The organism is Streptomyces albipurpureus, from assembly GCF_023701525.1.
GTDB lineage: Bacteria > Actinomycetota > Actinomycetes > Streptomycetales > Streptomycetaceae > Streptomyces > Streptomyces albipurpureus.
Map to the genome: position 1 here is coordinate 65850 of NZ_JAMQAW010000057.1, position 15648 is coordinate 81497.

Sequence of the window (15648 nt, forward strand, 5' to 3'; positions counted from 1 at the left end):
TTTGCGTTCTCGGTGCTACGAGGCCTGGTGAGGCCTCAGACCCTCCGTACCGGGCGGCTCTCGGCCTGGCTCAGGTCGGGCAGCCAGAGCCATGGCTGCCCGTCCACGCTCAATCCGGCCACCGCCATACCCTTCGCGGTCACCAGCAGGCTGGGAAAACCGAGGGTCTTGGAGTCCTCCTGGCGAGACTGGCCGACCCTGGTGCTACGCCACCCGACCCGCCCATTGGGCTGCCGTTCGAGGATCACCGGTCCGCCCGCGCCGGCAGCCACGCTCACCGGCCCGTACCCCTCGAATTCCGCTTCCCGCATGGCGCTGTCCGACTTCACGGAGGTCAGGGCCGTATCCACGGTGACCAGGCCCCCGCTGGCCGGCTTGCGGTAGTACAGCTTGATGCCGTCACCGTCCGGCAGTGCGGCGACCGGTCCGGCTGGCACCGGGAAACCGCCGACGCCGCCCTTCGGGTCCGGGACCACGGTACGGAAGGTGACCTCCTTGCCGGGGGCCTCCTGTCGCCAGTGGTGCACGGTGCTCCGTCCGGCGCCGAAGACATGCACCAGACCTGCCTTGTCCACGACCGCGGACAGACCGTCCTGGACCTCCTCGCCGATCAGGAGCCGCCAGGCGCTCCAGCGCCCGTCCAGGTCCCGTACACGGGTGCTGATGCGTTTGTCCGCGTTCCGCACGAACAGATGCACCCGGCCGTCCGGGGCCGTCACGGCGACCGGAACACCGATGCGCCGGCCGCGGTCATCGTTGTACTCGGGATTGCCCAGCCCCTGCCACGCCAGAAAACCCCGCCCCGGCGAACGCTCCTCCAGCAGGACTATCTCGCGGCGGTTGGCCGCGCCCCGCCCGCCGAGCGCGGAGAACCGCAGCCCGAACAGCAACTGCCGGCCGTCCTTCAACGCGGCCGAGCCCAGGGCGGGCGCCAACGGGCCACCCCCGAGATCTTCCGCCGTTCCCCACCGGCCGCTACCCGGCCGGGTCTCGCGCCAGCGCACCGCGCGCAGCCCCAACACCCCGTACGCGGCCAACCGCTTGTCCCGTCCCACGGCAAGAACGGGCTGCGCGCCCTGGTACCGGTGGTGCGTGGAGCGCACCCACCCCTTCCGGTTCGTCAGCGGACGCTTCCCACTGACTCCGTAGTCGCCGCAGCCGGAGGCGTTGCCGCAGTTCCAATCGGGATCGCCACCGTACGGAGCGAGAGCCCGTGCCTTGTCCCTCAGCGCCTTCGGCGGGAGGTTCTTGGGCCAGTGCCGGTTGTAGTACCCGCGGAACGCCTGCACCGTGAAGCCCGGCACCCGCCCCCCTTGCGCGGTCGCCTCGGCCACCCAGCTCACCATCGCCGCCCAACTGAAGCAGGCGACGGCGGTGTGATCACCGTGGTCGGAGTAGCCGGGCTGCTCACTGTCCTGTACGCGCGTGCGCTCATCGCTGTGCTGGATGTCCGGGTCGGGGTCGAGCGTCTGGATGACGGTCGGCCGGTACTGCTCCATCAACCCCACGAGGACCTGGGTCAGCGCCTTGTGGTCGTACGAGACGGTCTTGCGCAGCGGCGAGTCCTTGGCCACCACCGTGTACACCCCGACGTCCCGGTCGCGCCAGAGGCTGGGTAGCGCCATCCAGCGACGGCCTGTGTGCATCGGCAGATTGAGGAACACCAGCTCAACGCGCCGGTTCCCGTTGGTGAGGGTATTGATCTCGGCGAACCGGTCCCCCCGCAGGGAGATGACACCCTTGGTCCAGTCGCTGAACTTGTCGAGCCCGATCATCGCCGCGTACGCCTGCCGAAGCCCCTGATGCCGTGCCGATGAGTACCCGGCCCGGTCCTCGGGACCGTGGTGATGCCGTCCGGGGATCTTGTTTATGCCGGTGTGCTCGCCCGCACTGACGTAGATGGAGACCAGCGGTACGCCGGACTCCAGCATCCGTTCGGTGTCCGGGTTCATGAAGTACAGATCGTCATCAGGGTGCGCGACTATCTGCATCAGTTGAGCACGCCGGGAGCTGGCTATGGGCATCCCGGGAGCAGGGTCGGCCGCGGACACCGGACGCTGGGGCGCGGGCACGGTGCAGCCACTGACGGCCCCGGCGGCCATGGCGGTACCACCGAGCGCGGCGAGGATGCTCCGGCGCCGCAGACTGCTCTTCGGCATCCGCACGGACGGCACTTGGGCGTGCGTCATCTGGGCATGGGCGAGTCCATCGTTCACGTGGGTGTGTGCTCCGTCCGCTTCCCCCGCAGCGGCTGGGCCGATACGCCCCCGTCTGCGTGCTGTGAATCTCCTTTGAGTGCGAACGGGCTGGTCAGACCCGTTCGCGTACAGCTAGACGGATTATCGACATGGGGGGTTGCTTGGCGGTGCCGGTGAGGTGGCCCCCTTCGGGGTGATCAGTCTGGTTCTGGCCAGGTCGGCTGGAGATCACCCACTGGACTTGCCTGTTCAGACCCGTACGTCTGTTCTGTGCGTTGCAATGGGAGGAACTATCACGGCGGAGGGGGCCCATGGCCTGGGAAGAGTGGGCACAGGTCAAGGCCGAGGCGAACGCCCGGCAGGACGCCCAGACGCGGCTGAATCAGCTGGCTCCACTGGACGCAGGCAGCGCAGATACCCCTGATCTGGCGTCGAGCCCGGAGGACAAGCAGGCCGCGGCGAGGGCGATCAACGAAGATGTGGAGCCTGGAGTCCGCAGCGGCGGTAAACACGTCACTGACAGCATGCGCGGGGCCATCAAGGAATTCGGCCCCCGGGACGGCCACGGCTGGGACACTTCCGGCGCCCTACAGAAGGCACAGGAGACCTGGACGAAGCAGGTCAAGATGTTGCTTGACCGACTGGCTGCGGAGGAACACGCGCTGAGCCGAACGGGAATCGACTTCCGAAACAATGAACTCGATATCGCGGCGAAGGTCGCACGGCAGTCCCGAATAAACGGGGTCTGAACATCTGAATTGGTAGCTTCGGGGGATGCGTGCCGACCTATTACGAAATCATGAGCACTGACCTGTCCAAACTCAGTACGGCTGCTGACCGGTGGGATGAGACTGCGGGCAAGTTCAAGACGCTCGGGGAGAAGTACGAGCGGTCCGTCCATGGGATCTCGCTCGGCACATCGTGGCTCGGGGTGAGCGCCCAAGCCGCGAACGACAGATTCAGTGTGACGCTGAAGGAGTTTCGAGGGGCACAGCAGGAAGCAAAGGCGGTCGCTTCCGTTCTGCGGGATGCCCACACTCAGCTCCTCAGCCTTCAGAGCAAGCTCAAAGCCTTACGCGGCGATGCGATCAAGGCCGGTATGCGGGTCTCGGAACAGGGCGTTGTCGCCTTCGACACCGAGCGTCTCACTCAGGGGGAGCGCCTCGCTTATGTCCATGACCCCAGCTACCAGGAGAGCGGGCGCGCGGCGGCGACGGCTTGGTTCGACCGCATCAACCAGGCGGTCCAGGCGGTGAGTGACACTGACGACGGGGTGCGCCTTGCCCTGGCGGCTGCGGTGCGCGACTCCGACTATATGGACGGCACGTTGAACGGCTTCAACCGGAAGCCGGTGGACAGTCCGTACCCCTCTTTGGGGGAAATGGGCAAGGTTGCCAATATGCCCAAGGACAGGGCGAAGATTCCTGAATGGTGGAGCTCGCTGGATCCGACTACCCGATGGCTTCTGCTCCAGGAACGTGGCGACGAGATGAGGGCGGCAGGGGTCATGGATCCCCTGTATCGGTGGGAGAGCCCGGACGAAGGATCGGGAGGGTTCAACATGGAGAAGTCCACGCCCAGGGACATCATGCTCCATGCCCAGGCTCTGGCTATTGCCACAGGCGGGGATGTCATCGGTGAAGTGGGGGCTTCACGAAATATGCTTCATTATCTTGGAGCCACCGGAGAAACTCTGAATCTTGATGTGAACCAGATGCTGAAAGACGACTCAGATTTTCGGTCGGGTATCGAAGAGACGCATCTCGCCTCTGGTCAGGACGCTTGGCGCCAGAAAGCGCTGGATGAGTTTCATCGGGCTGGGGGAGACAAGGCCGTAGTCGTTCCGGTCGAGAGTAAGGTCCAGCACCGTACTTTGCAGAGTGAAGAGTGGTTCCATGCGGTCGGGTCCCATGCGCAGAACATTTCTGGAATGGTCACCGTCACGCCAGGTTCGGACGGTGGTGCGCCGCGCGTCTCTCTCGATTATCAGGTAAATGTGTGGGACCGCTATAACTGGGATGCTGGCAAGGCTACGGAGTTCACAGGCGGAGTTACCATCTCGGATTCCGACATGGGGCGCCTGCATCAGGTGGGCTCTGCGCGGGAGTTCGATATGCGTGGAAGCAGCAGTGCCCATAGCTATGACCTCAACAGCCCTGCGATCCCTAGCATCGAGCCGGGCAAGGGTGATCAGTCTGGGCGTGAGGGAACGCGTACCGATGTTTCGCGGGGCGAGGAGAAGAACCGGTGAATCACACCCGTAGAACGGTGAATCGCCTAGCCGCCGTCTCTGTGGTCGTCGGTCTGTTGACTGCCGGCTGTACGACGGGACAAGGGAGCCGGGGAACCGACGACGACCGCTACCCGTACTGGGAGAAGGGAGCGGGTGCCTCCGATGCTGTGGAATTCATGAATCTTGAGCTTCCCCAGAGCGCCACGCAGGTGAAGGGAGCCGTGCGCGTTCAGCCGCAGGAGCGGGTGTACCTTCTGTCCTTTCTCACCAGCGAGGAGACTGCTGAGTCCATCGCGGATGACCTGCGCTCCGAGCACCCGTTGAAAGCCGATCCTGATACCGATTCCCTGAGCGGGGACGGATTCGAGCACCTGGGACTCACATCACCGCAGGACATCAAGGGTGTTCGCACGACGGGTGTCTGTCCTCCGTGTGTCGGCGACGAGCGGCGGAGCAATGTCCAGGGTATGGAAATCCATGTGGGCCAGGACTCCGGGGACCGCGTGCGCGTCTATCTGGCCGCGTACTGACCAGACCGTCTGGACACTCTGGACTCCAGGGGCGAGGGCTACTCGCGGGGACGTTTCACGCGGTGATGAGGAGAACAGATGAGTTACTGGCGCACCGTCTTGCTGATGACGGTTGCTGCGATGTCGCTGCTTACCTCATGCTCCATCGCGGGCAGCGACGATAGCCAATCGGACGTAGAACGGTACTCCCACTGGGACAAGGACATGGGCCCAGCTGAGGTGGCTGGCTTTATGAAAGTGAAGGTGCCGGTAGGCGCTACGGAGGTGAAGGGGGCCGTTCGAGTCAACCCTCGCGAGGACACCTATCTACTCTCCTTCATCACGGATGAGGAGAACGCGGCAGAGGTAGCGGCGGACTTGCGCTCGGAAGAGCCGCTGCTTCCCTCGGACCACAACGTTGCCCCGAAGGGTGAGAACTTCCGGCACCTTGGCCTGGATGAGTCAGAGAACCTCAAGGGCGTTCGCTGGGTCGGGGTATGTCCGCCGTGTGTGGAAGACGAGCGGCGGAAAGCCCAAGTCTCATGGATCGAGGCGTATGTGCAGTCTCAGGGGCAGGGCAAGGCCAGGGTGTATCTGAAGGCCTTCTGACCTTGGTTCGGGTCAGCCGAGTGGGCTGGTGGCGGAGGCCGGTTCGGGGCGCCCGACCGGCCCCCGCCACGCTGACTAGACCTCGGCGAAGATCTCTTCGGCTGAGCTGGCGAGGACGGCGCGTGCGAGCCACTGGCGCAGGATTTCGGGGTCGGCGCACTCCGTGATGCGCGCCCGGGCCTCGTCGCTGAGGCCGATCTGGCGCAGCTCCAGCACGAGCAGGATGTCTTCCGCCCGGCCCTCTGCCCGGCCTGCTGTTCGGCCTTCCGCCCGGCCTTCGTCCCGGATTTCCTCAGAGAGAGGCGACTTGTAGAAAGAAAGGTCCACGGCCACCAGGTTCCTCCACTGTTGTGCGGCCGGGCGCTTGCCCAGGCCCTGTGCGGTGAGTTTGGCGATGAGAGCTGTGGTGGTTTGCGGTGAGTCCCGCAGGGCGGTGGACAGCGCCTTCAGTGTGGCGCCGACGTCCGGATCGGCTGCGTGCGTAATCGCCGACAGAGTGGCCAGGGCCAGGTCCTTACGGGCCTCTGCCGGGTTGGTGATCACAGGCATGTTGTGTGGGCCCGCCACGAGGGGCTGTATGACGACCGAGGCCCACTGAGCGGGCCCGATCGGCACGGGCCTGGCTGCCCATTCGGCGGTGGCGTGGTCCTGGCAGATCACCAGGAGCAGGACCGGGAGCCGGTAGGTGTCATGCAGGTAGGTGAGGCAGTAGGCCCAGGCGCTGTGCTTGGCGGGATCTTGCTCCTCTTGGACATCGACGACGAGTAGGAACGGCCGGTCGTCGGCGGTGTTCGTATCTCAACACCGTGCCGACGAGCTGTTCGATCGGGTGTTCCGCGCTGAGGTCGGTCCGCAGGACCGTGACAGAGCTAGTTGCGGGCAGGGTGAGGCCGAGTAACTGGGAGACCCCGGTGAACAGTTCCGGGTACTCCTGGAAGATGCGGTGCATCGCCTCGTGGGGTGAGCTGACCATGTGCTTCCTACGGTTGTGGGTCGGACGGATGGGTGTGGGCGCAGCCGCGGCAGCGCCCTTGGGCCGGGGCGCGGAACGCCCGGTCGCAGCGGTCGCAGTTCTGGAGCGGGTGCCGCTCGGGCGGGCTCTCGGTGGGCGGTCGGAAGGCCGGCGCAGGTGGCAGCCCTGCCGTGAGCCGGTGGGCCAGCAGTCCGGCCGGTCGGCGCAGTTCCTCGGCGGGCAGGCCGGTGGTCAGTGCGTGGCGTACGGAGTCGGGGCTGGCCTCGTGTTCCAGCCAGGCCGCGACTCCCGGGGCCAGCTGCTCTGTGTCTCGTGCGGAGAGCAGGAGGCGCGGGTCGGTGTGGTGCAGGCGGGCCAGGAGGTCCGTTGCTGCCCTGAGTAGCTCCCTGGTGGGAAAGCCCGGGTGCGGTACGGACAGGGGTGCGGGCTCGCGGCGCGGTGGGCGGGCTGTTGGTGGGCGTTCGGAGGGTGCCCGGTTGGCGGGTGCGGGGCGAGACTTGCGGGTACGGGGTGGAGCTTGGCGAGTGCGGCCCGGCGAGGCTCGTTGAAGGGCGGTTCCGGGGCGGTGGCGGGCTGCGGGCTGGTTGCAGGACACCGTGCGGGTGATGATGCGACCGTCCGGTACCCGTTCCCGCACGCGTCGTAGATAGCCGACCGCTTCCAGTTCGCGCAGTGCTGCGGAGATCCGGGCCGCGCCTTCGGGGAAGCGGGCGGTGAGCGATTTGATGTCCACCCGGGCCCCGGTCGGCAGGGACTGGATGTGTACTCCCAGTCCGATCGCCAGCAGGGATAACTCGGAGTGCTGGGCGAGGTGGTTGCCGATGATGGTGAAGCGGCTGGTGTGACGGGTGTTGTCGTGCGTCACACCGTACGGCTGACGCTCGCCACCAGGGTGATCAATCGTGTCGTGCTGCGTCTCGGCATCCCCGGACGGGGCGTGCGAGGGCACGCTAAGGTGCTGCGTATCCATCGGGAAGGTGCTTCTTCCTTGGTGGTCAGGCCCTCGCATTGGGATGCCAGTCCCGGCGGGGGCCGTCGTATGTCTGCGGTTGTGTTGCCGCGAGCGTAGAGCACTCAACCCCCGCTATTACCAGCCCTGTTGGTGAGGTTCACCCGTGTGAGTGAGAGGCTCCCCGCACGGTGAGAAGGGGGGTGGGGTTGGGTGCGGTTCTTTCTTCTCTTCTGTTCCCTGGGGGAGAGCGCCCGTGCCACCGGAACCTGGTCGCCCGTGCTCCGGTGAGGGGCACTGATCCGGTGCGAGATTCAGCTCCGCCCACACTGTTTTGCGCGGTACCGGGCCCAGTTTCACGCCCCACCGGTCCGCGAACGCCTCGACCAGCAGCAGCCCGCGCCCCGACTCGCTCTCGGGCTCTGGGGCCAGGGGGCTGGTGCCGGGAATCCGGCCCGTGTGAGTGTCGGTGACCTCGATCCGGAGGGCGGGACGGTCGCCGCCTGTGGTGTGCAGGCCGAGGAGGAAGTCACGACCGGCCACCCGGCCATGGGTGACGGCGTTCGCGGCGAGCTCGGCGACGATGTGCGCCGCGTTTTCGGCCACCTGATCCGACAGGCCCCAGGAGCTCAGCCCCTCGGTGACGAGTCGGCGGGCGAGGCGGGCGCCGCGAGGAGTGAGGAGTACGCGCGGGCGCTTCTGGAAACGCGGCGGCCCGCTCTGTCTTGTGACGAGCTGGAGCGAGCGGTTGCCGCGCGGATGGCCCGGCGATCTATGCTTGATCGCTCTCCTGCGCCGGAGCTCAGCTTTGTCCAAGAAGAGGTGACGCTTCGGCGCCCAATCGGGGGCAGAATGGTCCTGCGCCAGCAACTCGAACACCTGTTGGGGGTGGCTAGGTTGCGTAGCGTCGAGATCCAAGTGATGCCGACTGCGCGAGGCGATCACCCTGGGACGGGCGGGCGGATCCAGATGCTGAAGTTCGAAGACGGCACTGCGGTGGGACGTACGGACGACGAGCTCGGCGGTCGTCCGGTCTCCGATCCGCGACAGCTACGAATCCTTGAGCTGCGCTATGGCATCATCCGGGCTCGGGCTCTCTCGCCAGGGGAGTCGCTGGCCTTCATCGAGCAAGTGCTGGGAGACACATGATCCGCGAAGCCTCTGTCAGGGAATCCGACGAGCTTGTCTGGTTCAAAAGCAGTTACAGCGACAGCGGCAACCCCAGTGACTGTGTCGAGGCCGCCGCTTCCCCCGGCGCAGTGCATATCCGTGATTCCAAGAACATCGCGGGCCCTCGTCTTGCGGTCCCGTCCAGCGCATGGGCTGCCTTCGTCTCGTACGCATCAGACCACTGACCTCTAGCCGCGAGTGCTGGGAGATCTATGATCCGCGAAGCCTTTGCCAGGGGGCCGGACGCACTGCCCTGGTTCAAGAGCAGCCATAGCAGCAACAGCAGCGAGGCCGACTGCATCGAGGTTGCCTGGACCAAGAGCAGCTACAGCGATAGCAGCAACGGCAACGACTGTGTCGAGGTCGCAACGACTCCCACCTGCGTCGCGATCCACATCCGTGATTCGAAGAACACCCAGGGCCCCCAGCTCGCCGTCACGCCGTTCGCATGGGCCGAGTTCGTCTCGTACGCGTCCAAGTACTGACCCCGTAGCTGAACGTGCCTCGTGCCCGCTTCGACCGAGTGCGAGGCACGCTGCCGTAGGCGTCTGGGCCAGGCAGAGCCCGTCAGAGGCCAGGCCCTGACAAGTAGGTTCGCCGCCGAAGGCATCTCGCTCCCCGTGGCGCTCTTTCCCGCTCTGAGTAACTCCCTATGGAACGATGCTGTCCATGACAGACAGCGGGGGCGGAATGTCAGGGACACAAGTGGCGTCGGCGAGACGTGAGTTCGCCGTCTTGCTGGGGGAGTTCAGACGCACTGCGGTACTGGTTCCGTTCGATCCGTACGGCAGCCTCTGGACGGCGGACCAGGGTGGCGTTCGCTGGATCTGCGCCTTCTCCGATGAGGAGTCCTTGGCCCGCTTTGCGCTGGCGCGGGGCGAAGCCGAACAGGAATGGACGTATCAGACCGTTCTCGGCGCACGGCTGCTCGATGTGCTGGTGCCGACCCTCGAAGGGCCGGCTGGGGTGGCGCTGGATGCGGGCAGTGCTGGGGGAGTGCTCTTCCCACCTGTCGTGGGGATCGTGCCGGACGCGGTGGCGGCTGATGGGGGAGGAACCCCGTGAGTGGAACCGATCCGGACCTGGCGGTGCCGCCGGGGGCGCTGGAGCTGATCGCGAGCGGGATAGACAAGGCGTACGGGGAACTGAAGGACCTCGGCCTGGTCGGAGACGCGACCGCCCACCGCGGGTTCGCGGATCTCGCGCTGTCGGGGCTGGATCTGGGGCACCGGGGGCTCAGCGAGGAGTTCAAGACCTTCTGCCGACGCTGGGAGTGGGGTGTACGCGGCCTGATGCAGCGGGGCAACGGCTTCGCGAGGGAGCTGGGTCTTTCGGCGGGTGCCAGTTATGAACAGGAGCAGTACCGCAAGGACTCGTTCAAGATCGGACTCAACTCCCTCAATGGCAATCCCCACCTGAGCGAGGACGAGGTCACGAAGAAGAGCTGGGACGAGATCCGGAACCAGGCGGCCTGGGACAACCCGGACTACAGCGCGGAGTCCTTCTCCAAGGCCCATGACGAGGTGAAGCAGACCTGGCAGGACACGACGTATGACGTGAACGACGCCCTGATGGATTCGATGACGGATTCGGGAGTGATCGACCCGCGGTTCCGTGAGGCCCTGGAGGTGCAGGCGCAGGAGACATACGACCCATCTGAGGAGGCTGTTCAGCGGGCTCGTGAGGGGGACGGCGGCTGATGGGGCTTGATGACTGGGGCAAGGCGCTCGATGGGCTCGGTTCCGCGTATGACAAGGTCCGGGACGGGATCGACAAGGGCAAGGAGATCGTCGGGGAGGGCGTGGACGCCGCCACCGACGCGGGCGCCGATCTGCTGGACAAGGTCGGAGCTGAGGGCGCGGCGGACTCGTTCGAGGACTGGGGCGACCGCAAGGCATCCTCGCTCGGCGCGCAGGTGGACGAGGCACAGCTCGGCCAGACCGACGAGGCGAACGAGCTGATCCACGGCAACCCCGGACGGATCAACGCAGCGGCGAAGAACCTGCGGGACTTCCAGACCGCGTTCGACAGTGTCGGGCAGGGTCTGAAGCAGCTGGACTCACAGCAGTGGAAGGGTGAGGCGGCAGACACCTTCCGGGAGAAGTTCTCGGTACTGCCGGTGGACTGGCTCCGGGCGGCGGACGCATTCGGAGCGGCGGCGAAGGCGCTGGGTTCGTACGCCGAGATGGTCACCTGGGCGCAGGGCAAGGCGAGGGAAGCCATCGCCCTCCACAAAGAGGGGAATGACACCTCCAAGACGGCGATCGAGACGTACAACAACAAGGCGGAGGCGTACAACGCCGCACGCAACGGGCCCGATCCTCTGCCCAAGCCGGACACGTTCGTCGATCCGGGTGAGTCCCAGCGAGAACGTGCGCGGGAGATCCTCACCGAGGCCCGTAGACAGCGCGACGACGCCGCGGAGACGGCCAAGTCGGCAGTTGCCGGGGCCCTCGCACACGCCCCGGCGGAACCCAAGGGCGCCGAGCGGCTGAAACTCGACGCGATCGACACCGGAATCGCGCAGATCACCGAACTCCAGCACGTCGGCAGCGGGGTGATCAAAGGGACAGCGGGAATCCTCAACTTCGTCCGCGCCGTCAACCCGATCGACCTCTACAACCTCACCCACCCCGCTGAGTACTACAAGGGCACCAGCACGGTCCTCGCCGGTCTGGTCTCGACCGTGGCCAACCCGGACCGGGCGCTGAAAAACCTCTGGGAGACGGCGAAGAACGATCCGGGGGAGTTCGTCGGCCGCCTGCTCCCGGAACTGATCGGGACGAAGGGCGCAGGAGTCGTCCGGGGAGGCATCCGGGCCGGGGCGAAGACGGGCACGGACTCAGCGGCTCGGCAGAGCGTGGACGATCCGGCGAAGCCGTCCCGTACCCGGGATGCCGTGGAGAGCGGGCACACCGACCCCATCGATCTGGCGACCGGTGTCATGTTTCTGCCGCAGACGGACGTCTCACTGCCTGGGTTGCTGCCTCTCGTGTTCGGACGGCGGGTGGCTTCGGACTACCGGGCGGGACGCTGGTTCGGGCCGCAGTGGGCGTCGACGGCGGATCAACGCCTGGAGATCGATTCTCAGGGTGTGGTGCTGGTCTGCGAGGACGGGCTCCTGCTGGCCTATCCCCATCCCGCGCCGGGCGTTCCGGTGCTGCCGAGCCATGGGCCCCGGCGCGCCCTCGACATCGACCGGGACGGCGACTACACCGTCACGGAGCACGGGACCGGTAGGGTCCGCCACTTCACGACGCGGGGCTATGGGCACCTTGCGACTCCGGAAAGGGAACTGGCTCTCCTCACCCGGATAGAGGACCGCAACGGCAACTGGATCGACTTCGAGTACGACGAGAAGGGCGCCCCCACCTCGATCGTGCACCACGGCGGCTACCACCTGAAGCTCGCGACCGACCAGGGCCGGATCAGCTCCTTGAGCCTGGCCTCGGCCGCGACCGGCGGCGCCGATCAGCAGATCCTGCGGTACGGGTACACCGACGGCCTGCTGACAGAGGTCATCAACTCCTCCAGTCTGCCCTTGCGGTTCGCGTATGACGAGTCGGGACGGGTCACGTCATGGACCGACACCAACGGCAGCCGCTACGACTACGCCTACGACGATGAGAACCGGTGCGTCGCGGAAGGCGGCGCGGCCGGGCACATGGCCGTATGCCTGGAGTACAGAACCGCGGACCCCGAAACTGGGCTGCGCACAACGACTCTGACCAGTGCCAACGGGGCAGTCCGGCGATACCAGGTCAACACCGCTCATCACATCGTCACGGAGACGGACCCGCTCGGCGCGGTCACTCGGTATGAGCGCGACCGCTACAACAGACTGCTGTCCCGCACCGACCCGCTGGGGCTGACCACACGGTTCGCATACGACGACGAGGGCAACCCAGTGCGGGTGGTCCGGCCGGACGGCAGAGAACAGCTCGCGGAATACGGAGAGCTCGGTCTGCCCGTACGTGTGGTCGGCCCGGACCGGGCCACGGTCCGACGCGAGTACGACGGGCGTGGGAACTGCATCCGGGTTGTTGGCAGGGGCGGTTCGACCTCGTTCGCCTACGACGACAAGGGCCGACTGACCTCGGTGACGGACGGTCTCGGTCAAACGACTCGAATACGCTGCGACCCGGCAGGCCTCCCCGTCGAAATCATCGATCCGCTGGGTGCCGTCAGCCACGTCGGACGCGATGGTTTCGGACGGCCGGTCGTGGTGACCGACGCACTGGGGGCGACGACGCGACTGGAGTGGACACCTGAAGGCAGACCCGCCCGCCGGATCGACGCGGACGGGAGCGAACAGTCCTGGCGCTACGACGGCGAGGGAAACTGCGTCTGCCACACGGATGCTCTGGGGGCACAGACACGATTCGAGTACACCCACTTCGATCTGATGACGGCCCGGACCGGGCCGGACGGCGCTCGATACGAGTTCACCCACGACATAGAGCTACGCCTTACCCAGGTGGTGAATCCGCAGGGTCTGCACTGGGACTATGCCTACGATCCCGCGGGTCGACTCAGCTCGGAGACAGACTTCGACGGCCGTACGCTCGGCTATGAGCACGATGCGGCGGGCCGGCTGATCGCTCGCACGGACGCGCTGGGACAGTCGGTCCGTTACGAGCGAGACACCTTGGACCGGATCATCTCCAAGGACGCCGATGGAGCGGTGACGACCTTCGCGTACGACCTCCTCGACCAACTCGCCGAGGCAAACGGTCCGGACGCTCACGTCAGCATGTTGCGTGACCGGTTCGGCCGCCTGAGGTCGGAGACCGTCGACGGTCGCACCACCTCCTACGGCTACGACGAACTCGGCCGACGCGTCTCCCGGACAACCCCTTCGGGTGCCGTGAGCACCTGGACCTACGACGCTGCGGGGCGGCGAAACACCCTGACCGCGTCGGGCCGGACGCTCACCTTCGAACGAGACGCAGCCGGTCGGGAAGTCACCCGCAGCGTCGGCGAGACCTTAGCCCTGACGAACACCTACGACCTGGTGGGACGGCTCACGACCCAGCAGGTCACGAGCGCGGGCCGCAGTGTCCAGCACCGCGGCTACAGCTATCGGGCTGACGGGCATGTCATCGGGGTGGACGATCAGCTCACCGGAGTCCGCGCCTTCAGCCTTGACGCGGCCGGCAGGGTCACCGCGGTCACCGCCCAGGACTGGACCGAGAGCTACGCATATGACCAGGCGGGCAACCAGACACACGCTTCATGGCCGCCCAACCATCCTGGTCAGGAAGCGGCGGGGCCGCGCACCTACAGCGGTACCACCATCACCCGCGCGGGGGAGGCCCGCTACGAGCACGACGCGCTGGGCCGCATCACGCTGCGCCAGAAACCCCGGCTGTCGCGCAAGCCGGACACCTGGCGGTACACCTGGGACGCCGAGAACCATCTGACCTCCGCAGTGACCCCGGACGGCATTCGCTGGCGCTACCGGTACGACCCGCTAGGCCGTCGCATCGCCAAACAGCGGCTGGGGCGAGACGACACCATCCTGGAGCAGGTCGACTTCACCTGGGACGGCTCGATCCTCTGTGAGCAGACCACGACGGCGGAGGACTTACCGAATCCCGTCACCCTCACATGGGACCACGACGGCCTGCGCCCCCTCACGCAAACAGAACGCATCACTGCGGGGGAAGCGCCCCAGTCGGAGATCGACCAACGCTTCTTCAGCATCGTCACCGACCTGGTCGGCACCCCGACGGAGCTGATCGACGAGTCGGGCGACCTGGCGTGGCACACCCGAAGCACACTGTGGGGCACCACCACCTGGTCCACGACCAGCACCGCCTACACCCCACTTCGCTTCCCTGGCCAGTACTTCGACCCGGAGACGGGTCTCCACTACAACTTCCACCGGCACTACGACCCGGAGACTGGGCGTTACCTTTCCCCGGACCCGCTGGGATTGCTCCCCGCTGCGAACCCTGTGTCGTATGTTTTTAATCCAACGATGCTCGTCGATCCGCTGGGACTGGCCGTATGCGGTCCGGAAGATACGGCTAGGCGGCAATTGGGGACGGCGCCCGGGTTTATCAGTGACTCTGCAGGTGGGGTGCTGGATGCAAGAGAGCTAGGTCGGCCCGACGGTCAGTTCGTTTACAGCGGGCACGGTGGAATGTTCGTGGGGGACGGAACCCCTGTCACGGTTCCACCTGGGACAGAAATATCGATGTACTCTCGGCACGGTGAACCTATATCTGATTGGCTCGGTAATCAGATCGAGAGGGGAGGTATCCATGCTAATCCGGTGGAGAAGTATGGGAGTGGCGAGCAGTTGCCTGACTATATCCTGTTTCCTCCAGAAGGGCTGAATATTCAAGGTCTCCCTAGAAATCTTACTGTTGATCAGCCCTACTATCTTTCGCAACTGATCCAGCCGAATATGGGAATGGTGCACTGGGCGGCATGTCGCTCTGTGAACCATGGATAAGGGAGTTTGCTATGACGTATTTTGAAGACCTCACTCCTTATTCGTACTTCGATCACAAATTTCCCGCACATCTGAATGTTCTCAGTGTGGGATGGCTTGAGAGTGGAAAGGATTTCACGGTTGGCGAAACGCCGGCTGAGTTCCATCGAAAACTCATGCAATTGATTGAGGATTATTCGATCGGCAGGACTCGTGGTTGGCACGGATGTACGCTTCCTCATGGCGAGCAGGTAATGACCTATCCCTGCTCCGTTCGGAGCGGGGGGCGAACAGTTACGCTCGGGTCTGCGGAAGTGGGGGTCGTAGGAGCAGGCGGGGTAATCATGGTTGCGCCAAATCTCATCTATCACTACGTTACGGACCATCTCTACCTCCCGCCCTCTGTGTTTGTTGAGGCGGTCCTTGAAGGGAACTTTTTTGAAACCTCTGCATCAATATTGGATTGAGGGCGCGCTCCTGCCGATCGGGCAGGAGCTTTTGGTCAACTGATCGTGTTCTCGATCGAGGAATGCTGAGTAAAGTTTATGCGGCACAGAAGCTCTGA

14 protein-coding genes and 1 pseudogene are annotated in these 15648 nt (G+C 65.4%); 11 read left to right on the top strand and 4 right to left on the bottom strand.

Annotation, left to right across the window (positions count from 1 at the left end):
• Nucleotides 1-35 precede the first annotated feature (35 nt).
• The gene (locus tag NBG84_RS33335; RefSeq protein ID WP_486679383.1) at nucleotides 36-2159 is read right to left on the bottom strand and encodes a PIG-L family deacetylase; all 2124 of its coding nucleotides are present in this window, start codon (nucleotides 2157-2159) and stop codon (nucleotides 36-38) included.
• 350 nt (nucleotides 2160-2509) lie between these two features.
• Between NBG84_RS33335 and NBG84_RS33340 the strand changes: the two genes are divergently transcribed.
• From NBG84_RS33340 to NBG84_RS33355, 4 genes are all read left to right on the top strand, one after another.
• The gene (locus tag NBG84_RS33340) at nucleotides 2510-2947 is read left to right on the top strand and encodes a hypothetical protein (protein WP_250923420.1); all 438 of its coding nucleotides are present in this window, start codon (nucleotides 2510-2512) and stop codon (nucleotides 2945-2947) included.
• 50 nt (nucleotides 2948-2997) lie between these two features.
• Entirely contained in the window at nucleotides 2998-4449 is a 1452-nt protein-coding gene (locus NBG84_RS33345; protein ID WP_250923421.1) for a hypothetical protein, read from the top strand.
• Nucleotides 4446-4961, top strand: a complete 516-nt coding sequence (locus NBG84_RS33350; RefSeq protein WP_250923422.1) for a hypothetical protein — start codon at nucleotides 4446-4448, stop codon at nucleotides 4959-4961. The genes NBG84_RS33345 and NBG84_RS33350 overlap by 4 nt, the downstream gene beginning before the upstream one ends.
• Nucleotides 4962-5039: 78 nt before the next feature.
• On the top strand, nucleotides 5040-5549 hold the full coding sequence (locus tag NBG84_RS33355) for a hypothetical protein (protein WP_250923423.1): 510 nt from the start codon (nucleotides 5040-5042) through the stop codon (nucleotides 5547-5549).
• 75 nt (nucleotides 5550-5624) lie between these two features.
• On the opposite strand, the pseudogene NBG84_RS33360 reads toward NBG84_RS33355, so the two are convergent.
• The 3 genes and pseudogenes from NBG84_RS33360 to NBG84_RS33370 all read right to left on the bottom strand — a co-directional run bounded on the left by NBG84_RS33360 (nucleotide 5625) and on the right by NBG84_RS33370 (nucleotide 8089).
• Nucleotides 5625-6522: pseudogene (locus NBG84_RS33360) on the bottom strand (hypothetical protein).
• A gap of 7 nt (nucleotides 6523-6529) precedes the next feature.
• The gene (locus NBG84_RS33365; protein ID WP_250923424.1) at nucleotides 6530-7492 is read right to left on the bottom strand and encodes a helix-turn-helix domain-containing protein; all 963 of its coding nucleotides are present in this window, start codon (nucleotides 7490-7492) and stop codon (nucleotides 6530-6532) included.
• A gap of 117 nt (nucleotides 7493-7609) precedes the next feature.
• The gene (locus tag NBG84_RS33370; RefSeq protein WP_250923467.1) at nucleotides 7610-8089 is read right to left on the bottom strand and encodes an ATP-binding protein; all 480 of its coding nucleotides are present in this window, start codon (nucleotides 8087-8089) and stop codon (nucleotides 7610-7612) included.
• Between NBG84_RS33370 and NBG84_RS33375 the strand changes: the two genes are divergently transcribed.
• The 7 genes from NBG84_RS33375 (at nucleotide 7982) to NBG84_RS33405 (ending at nucleotide 15550) form a co-directional block, all read left to right on the top strand.
• Nucleotides 7982-8620: a DUF5753 domain-containing protein gene (locus tag NBG84_RS33375; protein WP_250923468.1), complete on the top strand. Its 639-nt coding sequence runs from the start codon at nucleotides 7982-7984 to the stop codon at nucleotides 8618-8620. The two genes, NBG84_RS33370 and NBG84_RS33375, sit on opposite strands and share 108 nt — an antisense overlap.
• The gene (locus NBG84_RS33380; protein WP_250923425.1) at nucleotides 8617-8826 is read left to right on the top strand and encodes a DUF397 domain-containing protein; all 210 of its coding nucleotides are present in this window, start codon (nucleotides 8617-8619) and stop codon (nucleotides 8824-8826) included. The genes NBG84_RS33375 and NBG84_RS33380 overlap by 4 nt, the downstream gene beginning before the upstream one ends.
• Before the next feature lie 27 nt (nucleotides 8827-8853).
• Nucleotides 8854-9126 carry a DUF397 domain-containing protein gene (locus tag NBG84_RS33385; protein ID WP_250923426.1) on the top strand — a complete coding sequence of 91 codons (273 nt, stop codon included), beginning with the start codon at nucleotides 8854-8856 and terminating at the stop codon, nucleotides 9124-9126.
• A 184-nt stretch (nucleotides 9127-9310) separates the two neighbouring features.
• Nucleotides 9311-9706, top strand: a complete 396-nt coding sequence (locus NBG84_RS33390; RefSeq protein WP_308312145.1) for an SseB family protein — start codon at nucleotides 9311-9313, stop codon at nucleotides 9704-9706.
• The gene (locus tag NBG84_RS33395) at nucleotides 9703-10341 is read left to right on the top strand and encodes a hypothetical protein (protein WP_250923427.1); all 639 of its coding nucleotides are present in this window, start codon (nucleotides 9703-9705) and stop codon (nucleotides 10339-10341) included. The genes NBG84_RS33390 and NBG84_RS33395 overlap by 4 nt, the downstream gene beginning before the upstream one ends.
• Nucleotides 10341-15104: a putative T7SS-secreted protein gene (locus NBG84_RS33400; protein WP_250923428.1), complete on the top strand. Its 4764-nt coding sequence runs from the start codon at nucleotides 10341-10343 to the stop codon at nucleotides 15102-15104. Before NBG84_RS33395 ends, NBG84_RS33400 begins: the two co-directional genes overlap by 1 nt.
• Before the next feature lie 11 nt (nucleotides 15105-15115).
• Nucleotides 15116-15550 (top strand): DUF7919 family protein, encoded by a 435-nt coding sequence (locus NBG84_RS33405; protein ID WP_250923429.1) that lies wholly within the window; start codon nucleotides 15116-15118, stop codon nucleotides 15548-15550.
• Nucleotides 15551-15648 lie beyond the last annotated feature (98 nt).